The 16,523-nt window shown below is 45.1% G+C and carries 11 protein-coding genes and 2 pseudogenes; 4 read left to right on the forward strand and 9 right to left on the reverse strand.

All coding sequences use genetic code 11. The annotated features are described in order from the left end of the window. The first annotated feature begins 267 nt into the window (after nucleotides 1–267). Nucleotides 268–1,344: a UDP-N-acetylglucosamine--undecaprenyl-phosphate N-acetylglucosaminephosphotransferase gene (wecA, locus tag ITG10_RS09025; protein WP_017631727.1), complete on the forward strand. Its 1,077-nt coding sequence runs from the start codon at nucleotides 268–270 to the stop codon at nucleotides 1,342–1,344. A 204-nt stretch (nucleotides 1,345–1,548) separates the two neighbouring features. Here wecA (ITG10_RS09025) and wecA (ITG10_RS09030) read toward each other — a convergent pair whose 3' ends face one another. The 8 genes from wecA (ITG10_RS09030) to ITG10_RS09065 all read right to left on the reverse strand — a co-directional run bounded on the left by wecA (ITG10_RS09030) (nucleotide 1,549) and on the right by ITG10_RS09065 (nucleotide 11,970). Then, nucleotides 1,549–2,613: a UDP-N-acetylglucosamine--undecaprenyl-phosphate N-acetylglucosaminephosphotransferase gene (gene wecA, locus ITG10_RS09030; RefSeq protein WP_017631726.1), complete on the reverse strand. Its 1,065-nt coding sequence runs from the start codon at nucleotides 2,611–2,613 to the stop codon at nucleotides 1,549–1,551. Nucleotides 2,614–2,839: 226 nt separating this feature from the next. Continuing rightward, nucleotides 2,840–3,439 (reverse strand): hypothetical protein, encoded by a 600-nt coding sequence (locus ITG10_RS09035; protein WP_017631725.1) that lies wholly within the window; start codon nucleotides 3,437–3,439, stop codon nucleotides 2,840–2,842. Further along, nucleotides 3,436–4,599 carry a DUF3596 domain-containing protein gene (locus ITG10_RS09040; protein ID WP_248386353.1) on the reverse strand — a complete coding sequence of 388 codons (1,164 nt, stop codon included), beginning with the start codon at nucleotides 4,597–4,599 and terminating at the stop codon, nucleotides 3,436–3,438. Before ITG10_RS09040 ends, ITG10_RS09035 begins: the two co-directional genes overlap by 4 nt. 343 nt (nucleotides 4,600–4,942) lie before the next feature. Further along, complete coding sequence (locus ITG10_RS09045; RefSeq protein ID WP_017631724.1) at nucleotides 4,943–6,172, reverse strand: hypothetical protein; 1,230 nt, start codon at nucleotides 6,170–6,172, stop codon at nucleotides 4,943–4,945. Next, entirely contained in the window at nucleotides 6,165–9,131 is a 2,967-nt protein-coding gene (locus tag ITG10_RS09050; protein ID WP_248386354.1) for a site-specific integrase, read from the reverse strand. The genes ITG10_RS09045 and ITG10_RS09050 overlap by 8 nt, the downstream gene beginning before the upstream one ends. Next, entirely contained in the window at nucleotides 9,128–10,729 is a 1,602-nt protein-coding gene (locus ITG10_RS09055) for a site-specific integrase (protein WP_248386355.1), read from the reverse strand. The genes ITG10_RS09050 and ITG10_RS09055 overlap by 4 nt, the downstream gene beginning before the upstream one ends. Before the next feature lie 14 nt (nucleotides 10,730–10,743). Continuing rightward, entirely contained in the window at nucleotides 10,744–11,172 is a 429-nt protein-coding gene (locus ITG10_RS09060; RefSeq protein WP_248386356.1) for a hypothetical protein, read from the reverse strand. 543 nt (nucleotides 11,173–11,715) lie between these two features. Further along, nucleotides 11,716–11,970, reverse strand: coding sequence for a hypothetical protein (locus ITG10_RS09065; RefSeq protein ID WP_016785046.1), 255 nt, complete (start codon nucleotides 11,968–11,970; stop codon nucleotides 11,716–11,718). On the opposite strand from ITG10_RS09065, the pseudogene ITG10_RS09070 reads away from it, so the two are divergent. Further along, nucleotides 11,963–12,073, forward strand: a pseudogene (locus ITG10_RS09070) (IS5/IS1182 family transposase); the annotation flags it as partial. The gene ITG10_RS09065 and the pseudogene ITG10_RS09070 sit on opposite strands and share 8 nt — an antisense overlap. Before the next feature lie 64 nt (nucleotides 12,074–12,137). Here the strand turns inward: ITG10_RS09070 and ITG10_RS09075 are convergent. After that, nucleotides 12,138–14,042: a bifunctional UDP-sugar hydrolase/5'-nucleotidase gene (locus ITG10_RS09075; protein WP_029189166.1), complete on the reverse strand. Its 1,905-nt coding sequence runs from the start codon at nucleotides 14,040–14,042 to the stop codon at nucleotides 12,138–12,140. A 206-nt stretch (nucleotides 14,043–14,248) separates the two neighbouring features. Here ITG10_RS09075 and ITG10_RS09080 point away from each other — a divergent pair. Both ITG10_RS09080 and ITG10_RS09085 read left to right on the forward strand, forming a co-directional pair. Beyond that, nucleotides 14,249–14,877: pseudogene (locus ITG10_RS09080) on the forward strand (IS5 family transposase). Between the two features lie 354 nt (nucleotides 14,878–15,231). Beyond that, nucleotides 15,232–16,440 (forward strand): J domain-containing protein, encoded by a 1,209-nt coding sequence (locus tag ITG10_RS09085; RefSeq protein ID WP_348983553.1) that lies wholly within the window; start codon nucleotides 15,232–15,234, stop codon nucleotides 16,438–16,440. The last annotated feature ends 83 nt before the right edge of the window (nucleotides 16,441–16,523 follow it).

Here is a 16,523-nt window from a genome sequence, read left to right on the forward strand (position 1 = left end):
CTGTTGATTATAGTTTTCTAAGGTTTTCTATTAGGCTACTTACATTGTTGAGGCGTCCCAATAGTCTCCTCTATTAGAGAGGATCTTTCGTGATCCTCTTTTTCATAATAAAAACCATAACTTAGTCTGATGAGCGTCTCAGTGCTGAGACGGAATTGAGACAGTTTTACTTCGCGCTTGATCCTCCCCAATAGGTGGGGATCTTGGTTTATTTGTGAAAATCGCTATAAAAGTACTATTTAATAACAATCCCCAGGGCTTAAACCAATGTCATTGTTTGAATACTTTGTCGAACTTTCTATGTTCTTCTTTCTTGCCCTTGCGGTGTTGTATTGCATGCGTAAAGTGGGCTATGCCATTGGCTTAGTGGATAAACCGAATGCCAGAAAACATCATGAGGGTGTGGTTCCTTTAGTGGGTGGTATTTCTCTTTGTATTACCTTGTTGTACTTCTTTTACGTGAATGCTTCAGAAATCAATAATATAGAGGTAATCGCTACGAGCTTAACGATACTAGTGTTGATTGGGGTGGCTGACGACCGTTTTGATATTAGTTTTAAGCTTCGTATGGGCGTGCAAGCTGTCTTAACGCTCATTGTTATGCATCACACAGGGTTGACGCTTTCTCATGTCGGTAATGTGTTTGGGCTAGGTGTGTTGGAATTCCCTATCGTCATCAATAGCGTTGTGACTGTACTGGCTGTAATTGGCGCTATTAATGCGTTCAACATGGTAGATGGTATTGATGGCCTGTTGGGCGGTTTAAGCATGGTGGTCTTTGCATCGTTCGGTGTGGTGTTCTATACCCATGGACTTGAGTTTTACACCTTTTTTATGGCTGTGATGGTAGTTATTTTATTACCTTTTGTTCTGTTTAATTTGGGCTGTTTTGGCAAGTTACGGAAAGTGTTTATGGGCGATGCCGGTAGCATGATGATCGGTTTTCTTGTTATCTGGATCTTAATTCGAGGTACGCAGCCTGAACACGGTCATTACGTGATTCGACCAGTGGCGGCCCTATGGTTAATCGCTGTACCTTTGATTGATATGATGGCTATTATGATCCGTCGCATTCGAAAAGGGCATTCTCCGTTCCAACCAGATCGCGAGCATTTCCACCACATTATGCAACGCATTGGTTTTACACCTTGTGAATCTCTCGTCGTGATTTGCTGCGTTCAATTGGTGTATTCAACGCTCGGTTTATTAGGTGAATACTTTCAAGTACCAGAATACATAATGTTTTACACTATTGTTGTGTGTTTCTTGTTCCACACTTACGCAATGACGCACTCGTTTAAGGTGGCGAAAATCGTAAGGAAGTGGAAGAAGCTAGAAAGCTAGAAACAAGAAAAGCAAGTCGTTCGATAAAATGGCGTAGCGCAAAATACGGTAAATTTAGAAAGGGCCCAACCTCACTGTGAGGTTGGGCCCTTTTTCGTTTATCTTGTGAGTTAAGGTTTAATCTTTTGGTTGATAACCTTCTCAGCTTGAAAGTCTTCATTGACTCTTCTTTCTTGAACCTTCTTTTCTTAAGAACCTAGGCCATTAATACACTTTTTCGGGAAGGTTACGACAGCGTCTAACCCAACTGGTAATGCGCCAAACATAACTCATCGCTACGGTATAAGCAGCAAAGCAAACCAGAAATAGGATGAACATGGTTGATTCCGGTACCTTTAAGAATTCACCGTAGATACCAAACCCTGCAAAGCTGCTGGCAATAGTACAAATAATGGCGAGGGTTTGACGAGGTGTACAACCTAGGCGTTGGAATATGTGGTGTAAGTGTTCTCTGTCGGGTTTGAATGGCGATACGCCACGTCGTACTCGTCTGAACATGATCGCGGCCATATCCATCAGTGGAATAGCGATCAACCATAAGGCGGTAATGGGGCGCATTTGTGATGCTGAGGAGTCTTGGCTAGCCCCAAGCAGTAGCCAAATGACGGTAAAGCCTATCATCATGCTACCAGCATCGCCCATAAAGACTTTCCGTTCTCGCCCAAGAATGCCGAGATTCATTAAGATATAAGGAATAATCGCAACAATAAACACCACGCACAGGTACGCTAAGCCATGCTGACTGTCGACTTGCAGTAATATTGCGATAGCACCCAGAGTCACAATAGCAAGCCCACCGAGCAAACCATCAATACCATCCACCATATTAAAGGCATTGATTGCGCCTATCACCGCTAGAATAGTGATGACTGGGCTAAGAAAGCCTAAATGCAAATCGCCAAGCCCGAAAAGGTTACCGATGTTTTCCAGTCGAAGATCGGCAAAGTACATCATGCAAATGGAGAGGATAGCTTGAACAATAAGACGTATCTTGAAACTGATATCGAATCTGTCATCAAGGGCGCCGATAACAATAAGCGCGGCGATAGAGGTTAAAAAGACCTGACTATGTGGGATGAGATTTGGGTGGGTAACGAGGTACTGGCTGATCGATAAGCTGATCGAAATGCCTCCGACAAGTGGGATTGCGCCGTTATGTAACTTTCTCTCATTGGGTTTATCGATTAAACCTACTGCTTTCGCGACCTTTCGCATCAAAAAGAGCGAGGTAAAGGAGAAGAAGCCAACAAATGATAGCTCTAATAACATGATGAATCCTAGCCAGTTTTTATTGTAGGTAATTTATTTGCGTAAATAATACGCTAACGAATGAGCTATGTATACTGTTGACTATGGTCTGATCTGTTTATGAATGTTTAATGATTTATTTTGTTTATTTATGTAAAGAGGGGGGCGTCGTTAATCGTCCTCGGATGCGAGGCTCATATTAAGAATCAAGAGCTAGGGAGATGTCTAGCCCTTGATATACATAGAGCTACAGATTTAGTGACTCTCCCCACTGCCAAGGTCGTTGGTGGTACTGATATCGGTCGAGCTGAAACGACACCGGTTTGTTGATGGCCGTGTAGCTGTAACACTGCTTATCATGCGGTTTATCGACAATGATGCTTTTCTCGCCATAACAAATATCACTGCGTGGGTCTTGATAATGTTCATACAAAGCTAATGATAACGCTTGGCACCATTGAAGATGCTTTTCCCAGATCGTCGTTCTATCCCAATGCCCATCGGTTTGTTTCAGTGCGCTGTAGTATTTGGCCAAAGGCAGCCCAGCGTATTGGGCGTGTAACCGAACATCGTGTAGCATGACAATCTCTGAGTTCAGTATGCTGTCGGCATACTCATTCAGTACCGAACGCAGCCTCGGCTCTTCCATAAAACGCTCATAACATTGCTCTGCTATCGCTTCTAAACAGTTTTGTTCGTTCAATGAACTCAACGCCATGACTCGTTTATCACCGATGAGAGTATAAACCGAAGGCAGCTCAATGCCTAAAGCAAAGGAACACAGTTGATGCTTGTCCGTTAGGTTTTGATGAAAGTATTGGGCGCGGTTAAAAGACAGTATCATCATGCTATGCCTCCTAACATCATATCGTTAAACGCGTTTCCGTCTTGTCTGGAAGCGTTGGCGACATAAGGGGCGTATACTTCAAAAAGGAGCTTGGTATCGCTGTGCCCTAACTTATGTGAGATAAAAAGCGGATTCTCATGCGCGGCAATGTGAAGTACTGCCGCAGTGTGACGCGTCTCGTAGGCGCGGCGAGGTGTGAGCCCGGCCTTTTTCAAGGTTGGATGCCATACCTTTTGGCTGATGTATTGCGTATTGAGTCCCTCTCCGGTTTTGGAGGGAAACACAAACGGGCTGTTGTTATCTCTTTTTTCCCACTGGCGTTTGAGCGCGGCGTATAAGGTGTCACACATCTGTAAATCACGACGTGATTTAGGCGTCTTCACATCGCAAATTTCCCCATTCACATAATTTTGTCTAATATGAATCAATCGATGGTCAAAATTAATGTGTTCCCAGTGCAGTCCATGTACCTCACAGCTTCGCATCCCCGTCCAAAATCGCAGTAAAAAGTAATCATGCCACTGCTCATCGCAGCATTCTAAAAAAGTGCGCACTTCCTCCATGGTCAGCGGTTTCGAATCTGCTTTTTCTTCTTTAAGGGATTTGTAGCGTCGAAAGGGGTACTTGAAGTCATGCTCTTCAGCGGCAAGGTTGATAATGGCAATCAATGGCCATAAAATATTATTAATGCGTTTGTTGGTGAGCTTGCGCGTGCCATCATCTTTTCGACCTTCTTGCAGCGTCTGACGAAAAAACTCCACTTGGGACAGTGACACCTCTGAAACGAGCGTATTACCAAAGTGCGGAATGAGGTAGTGTTCGAGCGTGTTTTTAACCACGCTTTGATAGCTGCTTTTCCAATTGCCTTTTTGACGCTCATACCACTGGTTCGCAAAGTCATTAAAAAATGGATACAGGCGGTCGGGGTACTTCTCGCGCTGTAAACGTTCAAATAGGTCGACTTTTTTACTGTCAGGAAAGTAGTCGCGGTATTGAAAAGTCCCAAGGTCAATCTCGGCGTTCATTTGTTTGAGCGCTGCTTGAGCAAGCCTTAAGTTTTTTGGGCTAGCCATTTGTTTGGTGCCTTCGCGAAAGCGTTGGCCGTACACATGAATATCGAACTGAATGCGCCCGTTAGGACGTACGCGAATATGAGCCATAGTGGCCTCCATCGATGTCAGATCTTAAATAGATCTGTCCCTCACCAATGGAATTCGCTAGAATCGAGCCATCGGCTGGGTGTGCTTAAAGGTCTCGCAGCCGGTACGGGGTAGGAAGGTTGCCGCCTTCCTATCCCAACTGCATATTGTATGTGGCGTGGTGACGCAAGGTCATCATCCACCTACTTATTTCATAGTTTCTTTCGAATCCTAAAACGTGTCTCCACGTCCATTTTCCGATAGCCTATAAAACGTTCAATATTGACTCTAGTAGCTTACTGGATCGATGTCCAGTGTTTTTGGTGGTTTTTTCATCCAAAATGATGCTTCCTTGGTGCGTCGCCTAAACGTCATCAAACCCAAACAGGTCACCTTGCTCTCCGTCTTCGTTGATTTGCTGTTCAAGTTTTGCTTTGGCCTTGAGTACGGCACTCATCTGTTCTGGCGCGGGTGCTACATCACAAACGCTGTTATACGGATGGTCGTTGTTGCGATCGTTATAAAACCCTAATTTATAATCCCCTTCTTTGTTTTTCAGCATGCAAAGCTTTATCGTTTTGGCCTCTGTGATGCCTTTGATCTGGATTTTGGATATTTCACTTAAATTGATGCGATAAACGGTAGGGTGTTTGATTTTAATTTCTTTGGTTGAGATGAAACAGTTTTCTCCAGTTTCCGGGATGAGTCCGGCCAACATGACGTTGCTTTCGTCGACATACAGCAGCGCTTCATTGGCTTTTTTAAGCAGCGCGATTTTTCGGTAACTCTCAATTTCATTCTTAAACGTGAAAATGTTTACGATCAGTTTCAGCTCTTGCTGATAGGTATCGGTTTTCTTTTGTGCGTAACCTTGGAGAGAAAGCAGTGAGCTTGTGAAGGTGCGCTTACCATCACTGAACATGGCGCGATCGTCATCAGTGTGGATCTCTATGGTCGGGGAATCGGTGGTGCTACAGAGGTGGCTCAATTGGTCTACGCTGTCTTTGTTGAGCAGTAAATGGCAATCAGGCTGCATCTCTTGAGGGAGATCAAAAGGGAGCAAGGTATTGTCGCGGTCGATCACCACTTGATTTTCGGTGATTTCAAAAGAGTCAAAAGGGCGATAGGTATCGGCAACCTCCATCATGACGCAAGCCGAATCCGTCGCCAGTGTTTGACGGCTGGCATTTCGAGTGAATTCTAGAAACTCAAGATGTGCAGGAGGCGCAGGCTCAGATTGGATATACAAACGAGATTGGCGCTCAGTAAGCGAGTCCATCATCGGCAGTTTTGGGTTGTCGTGATAATTGAGGTGAATCATCACCGGTACTTTTTGCTCGATCAAGGCGGTCTGTTGGCTCCAATACTCTTTAAAGCTGCTGGCATAAAGCATCCATTGGCCGGTTTTTAACGCCCACTCTGGCTCGATATCAATCGTGAGCACTTGTAACGCATCATCGACACCACCAATAATGAGGCAGTGCGTCTTGTCGATAATAAACGTCAAACACGCTTGCTGGTCAGACGCCTTAATTGGCGACAACAAGTGTTTGATATCGTCATGATGTTTGGGTTCAAAATGCAATTTAGCCATGCTGGGCCTCTCTTCGTCGATGTTGGGATGGGTGTGGTGTAAACAGGCGCTCGATATGTTGCGTTAGTGGTGACATTAAATGATGAGCGAAGATGTTCGTGTGAAGCTCGATAATGAGCGCGCCATCGCCCTCTGGGACAATGAACGTCTGCAAGGAATCTTTGGCTCGCTTAAATTGATTCTCTACCCTTTGATGTTGTGTACTGCGCAGCGATTTGCGGTTTTGCACTAAGCTCAACGTGGCGGGGTGCGCTTTGAAAGGCCCTTCATGGAATAACTGAACAAATGCTTTTTGGGTTTTCTGATTGCATTTGACGCAAAAGATTAAGCTGATATAAGGGCGACGTTCTTGTGGCCGATCTTCACGCCCATCTTCACACCAATGTTTGACAACCTTGGGTATGCCTAATGCCTTGAGTTGCGTTCGGTCTTTCTTGTCAAAAGCAAAATGCTTGAGCTTTTTCAATGCGAGCCACTGCTGACTGAGCGTGCGAAAGTCAAATTTTGAGCCGTCATTGAGCCTTAACGTGTGACGATTAAACAAGATAAAGTCGTCATGACTTTCGTCAATAAAATCCTGTGGCAATGAGCTGACCCACATCGAGATGAATGCTTTATCGGATCGCTTTTTGTCGGTCGACGGTAACCACGTAGGAAGTGGGGCGATAGGAGACGAAGTGTTGTTATGAAGCCTTTGATGACGCGCGATGACCTTTGGTAAGAGATCGCCTTCGCTAAACTGTAATGAATGACGCTTCTTCTGCTCGTCACTTTGCAGCGTGTAATTGGGGTGAATCTCGTTGAGTACCCGAGAAATGTCATTAGACCGGGCCGACATGCCCAGTATGTACCGAAGCTCGTCGCGTGAGTATGCGTGTTGCTTGGGTTGTACGATGTTGCCCACTTTTTCCATGCCGTGTAAGTAATGCTTGCGTGTGGTCGCGTAGTAAAAATGCCCCAGCTCTTTTCCCATTACATCCAGTAATATCGCGTCATTGACGTCGCAAAAAGGCTGCCCTTCGAGCCAAAAATCAAAGCGCGCTTGGCATGCTGCTTCTGTCAACATCGTTTGACTTTCCGTTTCTTCCTGAAAGCATGCTAGGTGTTCGGGCGGGCGTTGGTACGCCAGATGTAAGCCTTGTAAATACAACAGATCCGCACCGCTGTGTCGAAGGTGGTGAAAACGAACGTGCTGACCCCATAACGATTTAAGTGCTTGGGTCACAGGATAGAGATAACGCTGCTCTCTTTGAGATAAGCTTTCCCCAGTGACTCTTATCAATGGCTCGCGAGCTGTCGCGTTCTTTTTAATGGCGAGTAACGCGCGGACAAGCTTGGCACTGAGCTCTGGTAGATAGGCCGCTGTGGTGCGAGTTTTTCCCCCTTTTGGCGCGCCTTCTTCCGTCGTGGTGATGGTCAAATAAAAGCGTTGCTGATCTTTTGGGCATATCGTGATGTCACACATGCGAAGGCGAAGCACTTCTCCGCGTCGCAAGGTGCCATAATACCCGAGTAATAGAGCCACAGCTGAGAACAAGCGTTGTAATGCGTCACCATGCGCTGACGAAAGCAGCGCTTCCACTGTGTCATGAATCTGTGTGACGCTCAGACAACACGCATCAACGAGTGAAGGCAAGGTGGGTTTTTCAAACTGGGATAAATCTAAATGATCGGTAAGCTCTTGGTGGGCAAGGTAGCGTAAAAAATTGTAGAGGTGCCAGGGAGTGCTTTGTTCTTGTAGTGCCGTAAATTGCGCGTGAGCCCAAGCATGAAGGGTTTCCGGATCACTGGCGCAAGCAAAACTCAGTGGGGAGAGGTGCTGATAGAAATTGGTGTATCGATCAATACTGTCTGGCTGCAGGGTATGTCGTTGAATACCACCGAGCTCAAACAGCTCGTTCACAAACCCATAAAACAGCGAAGGCAACAGGTTGCGCTCTTGCCATGGTGGTGTTGGCGGACGTGTTTTGTGTTTCCCTTGATGGTATTTGATGAGCGCCTTGTGTGGCCATTGAAAGCGACGTGAACCATGGGACGTGGAAGGTGTTTCGTTGAGCTCGGTGATTGGCAGTTGATAAAGCTCAGCGCTTATGAACGCCCCTTTTGGTGTGTTTGTATGAACGGTTGATACTGTAGCGACGTGACGCATCGGATCGCTAAAGTCACGTAAAAAAGGCGCCGGGAGTCGATGGTGTCCATGCCAAACGCATTGAAAGGTTCGAAACCATTCAGCCGGCTGAAGCTCATCGAAGTAATACGGCGTTTGTGCGCCCCATTGATTGAGATGGTGAGTCAGTTGACGAGGGGTATAGCGCTCAGAAGGCGTTCGTACATAAAAGTCCTCAAGGAGCCGATAAGCAAACAGTGGAAGCGCGTACCGAGTGAAACTGGGCGTTTCTTTGCTGTCATAGGCGGCGATCGGTTTTGGGTGTAACACCTTCAAAGTAAATTGCCCTTCAAAATACTCAATGGAGGAGGGATTAGCTAGCACATCTGCCCAGTAACGCATCGGTAAGGGAGCCACCTCCATATTCAATACCATCACTAACCACCCGACGTCTGCCCAACGCTTTGTCATAAAAGTCGAACGTTGGGTTTGGTATCCGTTCATCAACACGGTCGCGGGTTGACTACGTTGAAGGATAGTAAGCATCCATGTATTTTGCGCATCTTCAAACTGCGCTTCTTTCACTGGTGGTAACTGCCACTCACAGACGGTGCTGAGGTAATACAAAACCTGATCGCGAGCGCTTATCAATTGGCGCTGCCTGCCGGTCGGGATTTCCTTGATGGCTTGATTTAATTGAATGAGATGACGATCGGTGAAGATTCTCTCTTCAATTGATAGACGATGCAATTGCTCACAAATCCAATGAATAGTATCAGGGCTCTCACAATCGAGACTTAAATCTTGGTGGTACTCAATAACGTGGCTAGCACTCAGCAAAGAATGAATCATAGAGGTGCTCCTTTAATCGCAGGTAAGTGCAAGAAACCTGGAATATCATTGAGAAAATGGATCAACTTCGCCTCTTTAACAGGAAATAATGCATCACTGCCCAGTCGCTCGCCAATGCTTGAATGACCCATCAACCTGTCCACATCAGTGGTGGTCAATTTGGCTGAAGGTGAATTTAAGGCATGTTGAGCAAAGTTATGGCGTAGCTGATATGGAACCGCTTGAGAATGCGGATTTACACGCCCCCACCAATCGTGCATAAACTGTCGTAGTCGCTTGGCACTCAAAGGCTGACACGTTAAATCCTCATTAAGTTCAAACCAAAGGTACGGGGTCGCGTTCAAATGAGGCACTCGGTGATGCAATGAAATGTGCAATGTTTGATAACGTTGCAGTGCTGATCGGAAATAGTCATTGAGCCAAATAGGACGGTAGTGCCCTTTATCAAATACTAAGGCCTGACGCTGATCAAAGCAGTATTGCTTTTCTATTGAGATGGCGTGAGTAGGGCGCGTACCGGTTAAAGAAATCAATAAGAGCGCCAGCTCGTAAGCCCTAAAGTTGTGCAGTGTTTTGAGGCTAGTCAGCGTATGGACTTTGCGCTCAAGGCTGTCTCCATGCTGGGCAAGCGCTTTAAAAAAACGGCGCACGTCATCGATGATTAACAAACGCTGAGAACCAATATCCACCGATGGGAGCGGTACATAATCTCGTTTTGATACGAAGTAGTCATAATGGAAGGCGTCAATTTCTCCGGGGACAGTTAAGTACGCTTGCAGCGAAACACTTGCATGAAGTAGGGGATATTCGACAAAGGTGCAAGCTTTCGGCGCGTTTAATTCGCCTGATAATGCTAGGGGAAGAGATTGTCGAAGTCTTGCGAGATAACGGGTTTGAGCATGAAAGAGATCGCTGCGAATTTTCTTACTGTTTCTAACTTGATACGCCAGTGCGCTTTTGTGATGCAAGGATTCCCCTTTCAGTCCCACATGCTTACTTGGCGTGGGCAAATGGGCATCCGTTTGCATCATGTTTTTAAAGTAGTCATAGAAAACGTCTCGACGAATTAAACGGTAACCCTCAAGGGAAGAGGGCGTTCGCCACTTAGTATTAAGAAATCGGGAGAACCGCTGCTTTTCTTGATGATCCATGCGCCACGTTTTGGAGCCATTCGAACGCTGGGAAAGGGCGTGATAAAACCAGTCGTTTAAACCGTTTGGCATGGGTTGCCATTGCCAAACAACGCCCGCTTTTGTTGGGTAAGGGTGAGCATACTCAACCCAAGAGGGGGTGTTTTTTCGAATTTTTCTAAGGCGATGGGCTTGGCAAGGTTGGCTGCCGCTGACGACGTCGAGGTCGGGAATATCACGAGCGTCTTGGCACGCCTTCAATTGACCGGTGAGCCACAGGTACAGGAAATAGATAAGCGCGCGGTCGTAATCGGACACTTTGGAACTCTTGGGCTCTTTTTTCGGTTTATAGTGCTGACGTAAACGCTTTAACGCTGCAATTAATTTTAAGGCATATTGCTGAGCGTTGGGTGGAACACCGCCACTGTTACGTCGTCGGTTTTTCTGTTTTATCGCCTCGAGATTCATGCGTTTTCCTTCCGTTATTTGTCACGGCGCAGTGATGAACTGGAGGTGTTTGCAAGCTTGGCTACTGTGCCTTTTTTGGGAATGAGTGCCGCCAGTCTAGGTTCATTGTGATGACATTGCTTAGCCGCTTGTAATCGATTTGCCAAGACTGTTAAAGGCTTTTTGCTGTATTGGTAATCGAGTGCGGGCTGAACAAACATTAAAGTTGCAATGGCGGCTAGCGGATCGTCGTGAATACACAGAGATACGGGGTGTCTTGAAGCGTTGGGGTGAAGTTTGAGAACATCAAAGGTAGGGTTGGGTTGTAACAACCAATAACGTTCAGGGTTCGAAGAGAGCGAGACGTGCAGCGTGATGCTGCGCAGCAAAATAGCGAGTTGTTCATCAGATAAAAGCGACAAAGCACTATCAGAGCATAACGTAAACGCGTCGAGTTCAATCAACGATTGTGTCAACGGGTGATAATCGTAGTGGAACAGCCTGAGTAAGAGTGATTTTGAACGAGAAATAGGCGTACCCTTTATGTTGTGCTTGACCGAGGTTATGTGTCGCTTATATTGTGTTTGGTGGTTATATAATCAAATTGTTCTCTCTTTGGTCAATCATTGTTTGGAAACAGTGTCTCAAAAATGTGACTTCCCGCATTTTGTTGATGTTTGGCGTAAAATAGTTTGACGAGGTTTCTTTTGGTGTTTAATCGAGGGATATTTGAAAGATTTTAATATAATAGTCTTGTAGGAAGCTTGTTTGTTGTTGGATGGCTGCCTCAGGAGGTCATCGTGTACGTCCTTAGCCTGTATCCTAAAAGCTAAGTGACATGCCGAGCGTTCGACTTCAATTCTAATAACTATTGTTTACACCGAATCGATGGCTACAACGAGGGCGCTTGGCGCTGAGTTCGACTACCGTGAATATGGATTGGAGTAGGGCCGAATAAGACGAAATAGCGAGCTTGCTATGAGGGGGAGTCTTTATCTAGAGAGGAATTAGCTTTGTCTCGATAGATTAGCAGAGGGAGCCTCTACTGATGTTGATGAGGCGGATGTATTACTGGCGGCTGCTCCACTTTTGGTAAAGTGAGTTAGCCAGATCTTCGTTTTCACCATTACATGAGCGATGTATGGGGTTTCTGTTTTATTAACCAGCAGAATCATGCTGTCGTTGCCCACAGCTGGCTTTACGTTCCAGTCACTACCATCATCAATGCCTGAAATAGACAGCCATCCCTCGATAAGGCCCAAGCTTTATCGAGCTATTTCAATTAGATTTGACAAGTTAAAAAGGAATTATGCCAGCATGTTATCGCTGGCATTAATGTTGATGTGGCTACCGATGTATTGCTGAACGCGAAATGTACAGCAAAGATCAACACATCCTAGTTATGAGTGTGAATAGTATCGATTAGACGTTAATTCAGAGCTTTAATGAGCGTGATTTCACGTTTGATCTGTTTACTTTCTTGCTCTGTAGCTTGCGCCAGTTTGTTTTCACGTTTGGTTATGGCTGCTTGTTTGGCTTCGTCGGTTTCGAACATCAGGCCTTGTACATTGATAGAAGCAATATTCGTGTAACGACCATCAGCGCTTGTTGGGATTGATATGGTTTCATCATTAATCAATGACTTTACGATATCGCGTTGTGCGCTGTAACGACTATCTAAGCCAGAAAGAGTCCAACGTTGCTGAGGCTTACCTTCATATTGGCCATTCTTTTCTTCTGTTAGATATTTGATGGTCATGTTACGGATTGTACCCGCTTCTTCTCCATACGCTTCTTCTGTATCAAATAACACAGGGAATGATTTGCCTTCTAGGACGCCACCTTTTTTAGTGAGGTGGCCCATTCGATAGCTATTCATCCCAATTCGAATGGCTGTTTTATCGGTAATAGGAGTACCGTCAGCAAATTCAAGTTTGGTGATACGTTCACCTGCAGGCTGAGTTAGGTCAATGGTGTAAGTGACGCCCGCAAAAAAATCATTGGTCGAGTATTTAGATGCTCTACGAATTGGGTCAAAGCTGTAGGTGACATCACCGGGTTGTACGGAATTGAAGTAACCAGCAGACCATTCCATGTAGGTTTTGAGCTCTTTACCTGTCATGTCGTAGACAGTGATTTCGCCACCTGCATATTGGTAGTTGTAAGCGATGTCTTTCGCTTTGATTGGGCCAACATCCAGCTCTGCATTGTCATTATCAATTTGGAGTGCGATGACATTGGCTTTGGGTGCATAGAAGAAGCTCGCTTCTTGGTACAACGCACTAATACCGGTATCTTGAATGTGAACCTGAGGTATACCGCGGATTTCATTTTCAGGGACTAAATCAACGCCAGTTAGCTCAGCAACAGGTCGATTCGCTATTTCTCGGAGTTGTTTGTGATATGGCTGATACAGTTCATCCATATCCTCATCAGAATCTACGCCTTTAATCTTGTAAGTGAAGCTGTCTTTATTGACGAGGGTAAACTTGCCATCGCGCTCTTCAAATTGAAGGTCGATACGAGATAGAGCTCGGCCATACTTGTCAGGTTCCGTAATAATAACACCATTCACAACGGCCTTATCGATACGAGTGTGCATGTGGCCAGCAACGATGGCATCAAGCTCTGGATTTGCATTGGCAATGTCGGTAACACCTGTATTGGCAATATCATTCTCGTTTTCAATACCCATATGGGCAACCAATACGATAGCATCTACCTTGTCATCAATTTCTTTGATTATTTTCTTTACTTCCAAGGTTGGATTAGTGAAAGTGACGCCCTCTAAACGGTTGGTACCTTGTGCAAAGACTTCTGTCATTGGGGTATCCATACCTATCACACCGATCTTAACTCCACCGCGTTCTAGAATGGTGTAGCCGGGTAAGAATGGGTTCCCACTTTTGTGCTTGATGTTACCGCCTAAAGGCTGACCTTTAAATTGAGTAACGGCTCTGTTGAGCGTTTTGAGGCCAAAATCGAACTCATGGTTACCTAAAACCCACACATCATATTTCATGTGATTAAAGCCAAGCATCATTGGGTCAACAGGCTCATCTTTGAATGTTTCTACGAAGTTACCTTGGATGGTATCGCCAGCGTCCACGAGGATAATGTTAGATTGCTCTTTGCGGATGTCCCCCACCTTAGTCGCTATTTGACTTAAGCTACCACGAGTGTTGAGTTTATCTGACGCGTAATCCCACGCCATAAAATGACCGTGGATATCTGAAGTTCCAAGTATAGTGACATCATGAATGTCGCCATTAGCAGCAAAGAGTGGAGAAGTCAGAGAGAGTAGGATTGCGCTTGATAATATATGTCTTTTCATCGGTATGTTCACACAGGGTTTAAGGTATGACGCCACCATATATAATTGACGCCTTACCATAGGTGACTAACGTCACGTTTTTAATGATACAAAGTTTTTATATTTCGAATAAACCTGATTAATACCTACGACTTTGTTGCGTAATTCAATGAAACTCAATCCAGAGCCTACGATCTGATCAGCTATGTCCACTCTCTCGTAGCCATATGCCTAAACCTCGTTACAAAAAACAACTGGAAGCAATACAACCAATCACTCATTAACCGTGGTTCTCTGACCTTTTCGATTGATGAGGAGGCAATAATCGGGTGGGCGCAAAGCAAACAAAATAAGCGCAGGAGGCCACGTCGGTTCAGTGATTTAGCTATCACGACACTTTTGTTTTTTCTATGCCACTGAAAGCGCTGCAAGGATTTATAGACTCGATATTTAGGTTAGCCCATGTACTGTTAAGTTGTCCGCATTACACCTACATCAGTCGTAGAGCTCAGCAAATTGAGAGCTCGCTTACGACTAAAGTGAGAGGATAGATACAGCACCGAGCCATTGATACTACTGATCTTAAGGTTTATGGCGAAGGTAAATGGAAAGTCAAAAAGCAGGGGGCAGATGGCAAGCGTAGAGTCTGGCGAAAGCTGCATATTGCCGTCGATACAAGCACTCATGAGATCATTGCCGCCGAGCTTAGTTGATCAACGGGTACAGATGGAGAAGCACTTACTTATTGAACCAAACACGCCGAAGTAACCTTGAGGTGGGTGGCACTTACGCGATGATAAAAGCGTTGAACAAGCTTACTGGGTTCGGTATGCATGAAAATTGTTGTATTGACTAAGAAACACATGAAACAGGGTTGTTCTACCTCTAAATTTAATTACGCAACAAAGCCCAATTCACTTTTCTTTTTCATGTATAGATACCTGTTGTTATGTGTTTGATATATAAATTATTGTTTGTTTTTGGTCTATTTATATGTGAGGTGTATCAATAGGTGGGCTGCTACTTGTCAGGTATTGTCGAAACCGATTTTTTTCGTGATTGTTGTGGCAGATGTAAGTGTATTTAGTGCGTCCCGTCACTTCATTCCTATTGACGCGGAACGAGATCGTCATTGTCAATGGGAATCGAAGCATGATTGTTATCAAAATGAAGCATCTTACTTTTTTGAACCATGGATACGCGATAGACTGTGGGCATCACTCTCAATGACTCTCGCATTATGACAACAGCTCCTCTTTCTTTTTTAACAACGACCTCATCCTCCCCAAAGCAGAAGAATAAGCTTAACCAGTTATGGGAGGAGGTAGGAAAAAAACAACGACGTATCGAACGTTATCAAGCCAAGTTGGATGATTTTTATCATGACTTCAAAGCATCGACTGAAAAGCAAGAACGCGCTGTATGCCGAGCAGCTGAGAAATGGATTCATCACCTGCTTACTTTTGTCCCGCGCAAAACGATTAAAGGGCCGCAGCGCGAAGCTCTTTACGATTGGATACAAGAAGAGTTGAGCATTTTAGAGTCAAACCCCTTTAATCCTGTGGACTCGAGAGTGTTACGTGAGGCATTCAATCAAGCGCTTTTGGCATTACCATCGAACCAAGCTGAAGACATCTCGATAACGGAAGGTCAAATAGAGGCGTTTCGCGAAGAGATATCCATGATGCTGGGTTACGAGCTTGATGTCAGCGATGACGAATTAATGGCCATGGTCAAGGACCCTCAGAAGTTTCACGACTATCTGCAAAGCGTGGTGGCTGAAGAAATGGAAGAGGAACATGTTGAAGAGGATGGCATCGAGTGGGGAGGTGAAGACTCTTTCTCTCAAGCCGATGACGAAAATCACTTCGAGCCGTCACATTATCAAGCGAGCGATGCGCTTTACAGCGATAAGCAGATAACCAAGTTGTATCGCCAACTGGCCAAACAATTGCACCCAGATAAAGAAACGGACGAAAAGAAGAAGTCAGAGAAAAGTGCGCTCATGCAGCAACTGTCACAAGCGAAGAAAGACAAAGATGTAGTGGCTTTGTTTATACTGGCCCAGCAACACCTCCCTGAGCATGAGATGGTGATGGATGAAGGGATGCTTGAACGCTTAAAGATGACGCTAACTGAAAAAATTGAGCAATTAAATATGGATTATCAAGAGCTTCGGCATGGCGGTGATATCAAAAGTATCCTTTGGCAACGGTTTGGTGGAGGGAACAAAGCGTCACGTCAGAAAGGATTAAGAGAGTATCGCGCTCATTTGCAAAAAGAGTCACAAGATCTTCTCGCTCAATGCCAAGAGGTCAAAACGGTTAAGCAATTACAGCAGCGTTTAAAGCTGCGTATTGAGGCGTCTCGCTTTAACAATCCGTTTTTTCAAATAGATCCTTCTGAGTTGTTTTCCTGATTGTGTGGCTTTGTTGCTTAAATCGATGGAACTAAATCAAGAAGCTACGATCTGATCGGCTACACTCATCAATCATCGTAGCC

The organism is Vibrio sp. ED004, assembly GCF_023206395.1.
Classification (GTDB): Bacteria; Pseudomonadota; Gammaproteobacteria; order Enterobacterales; family Vibrionaceae; genus Vibrio.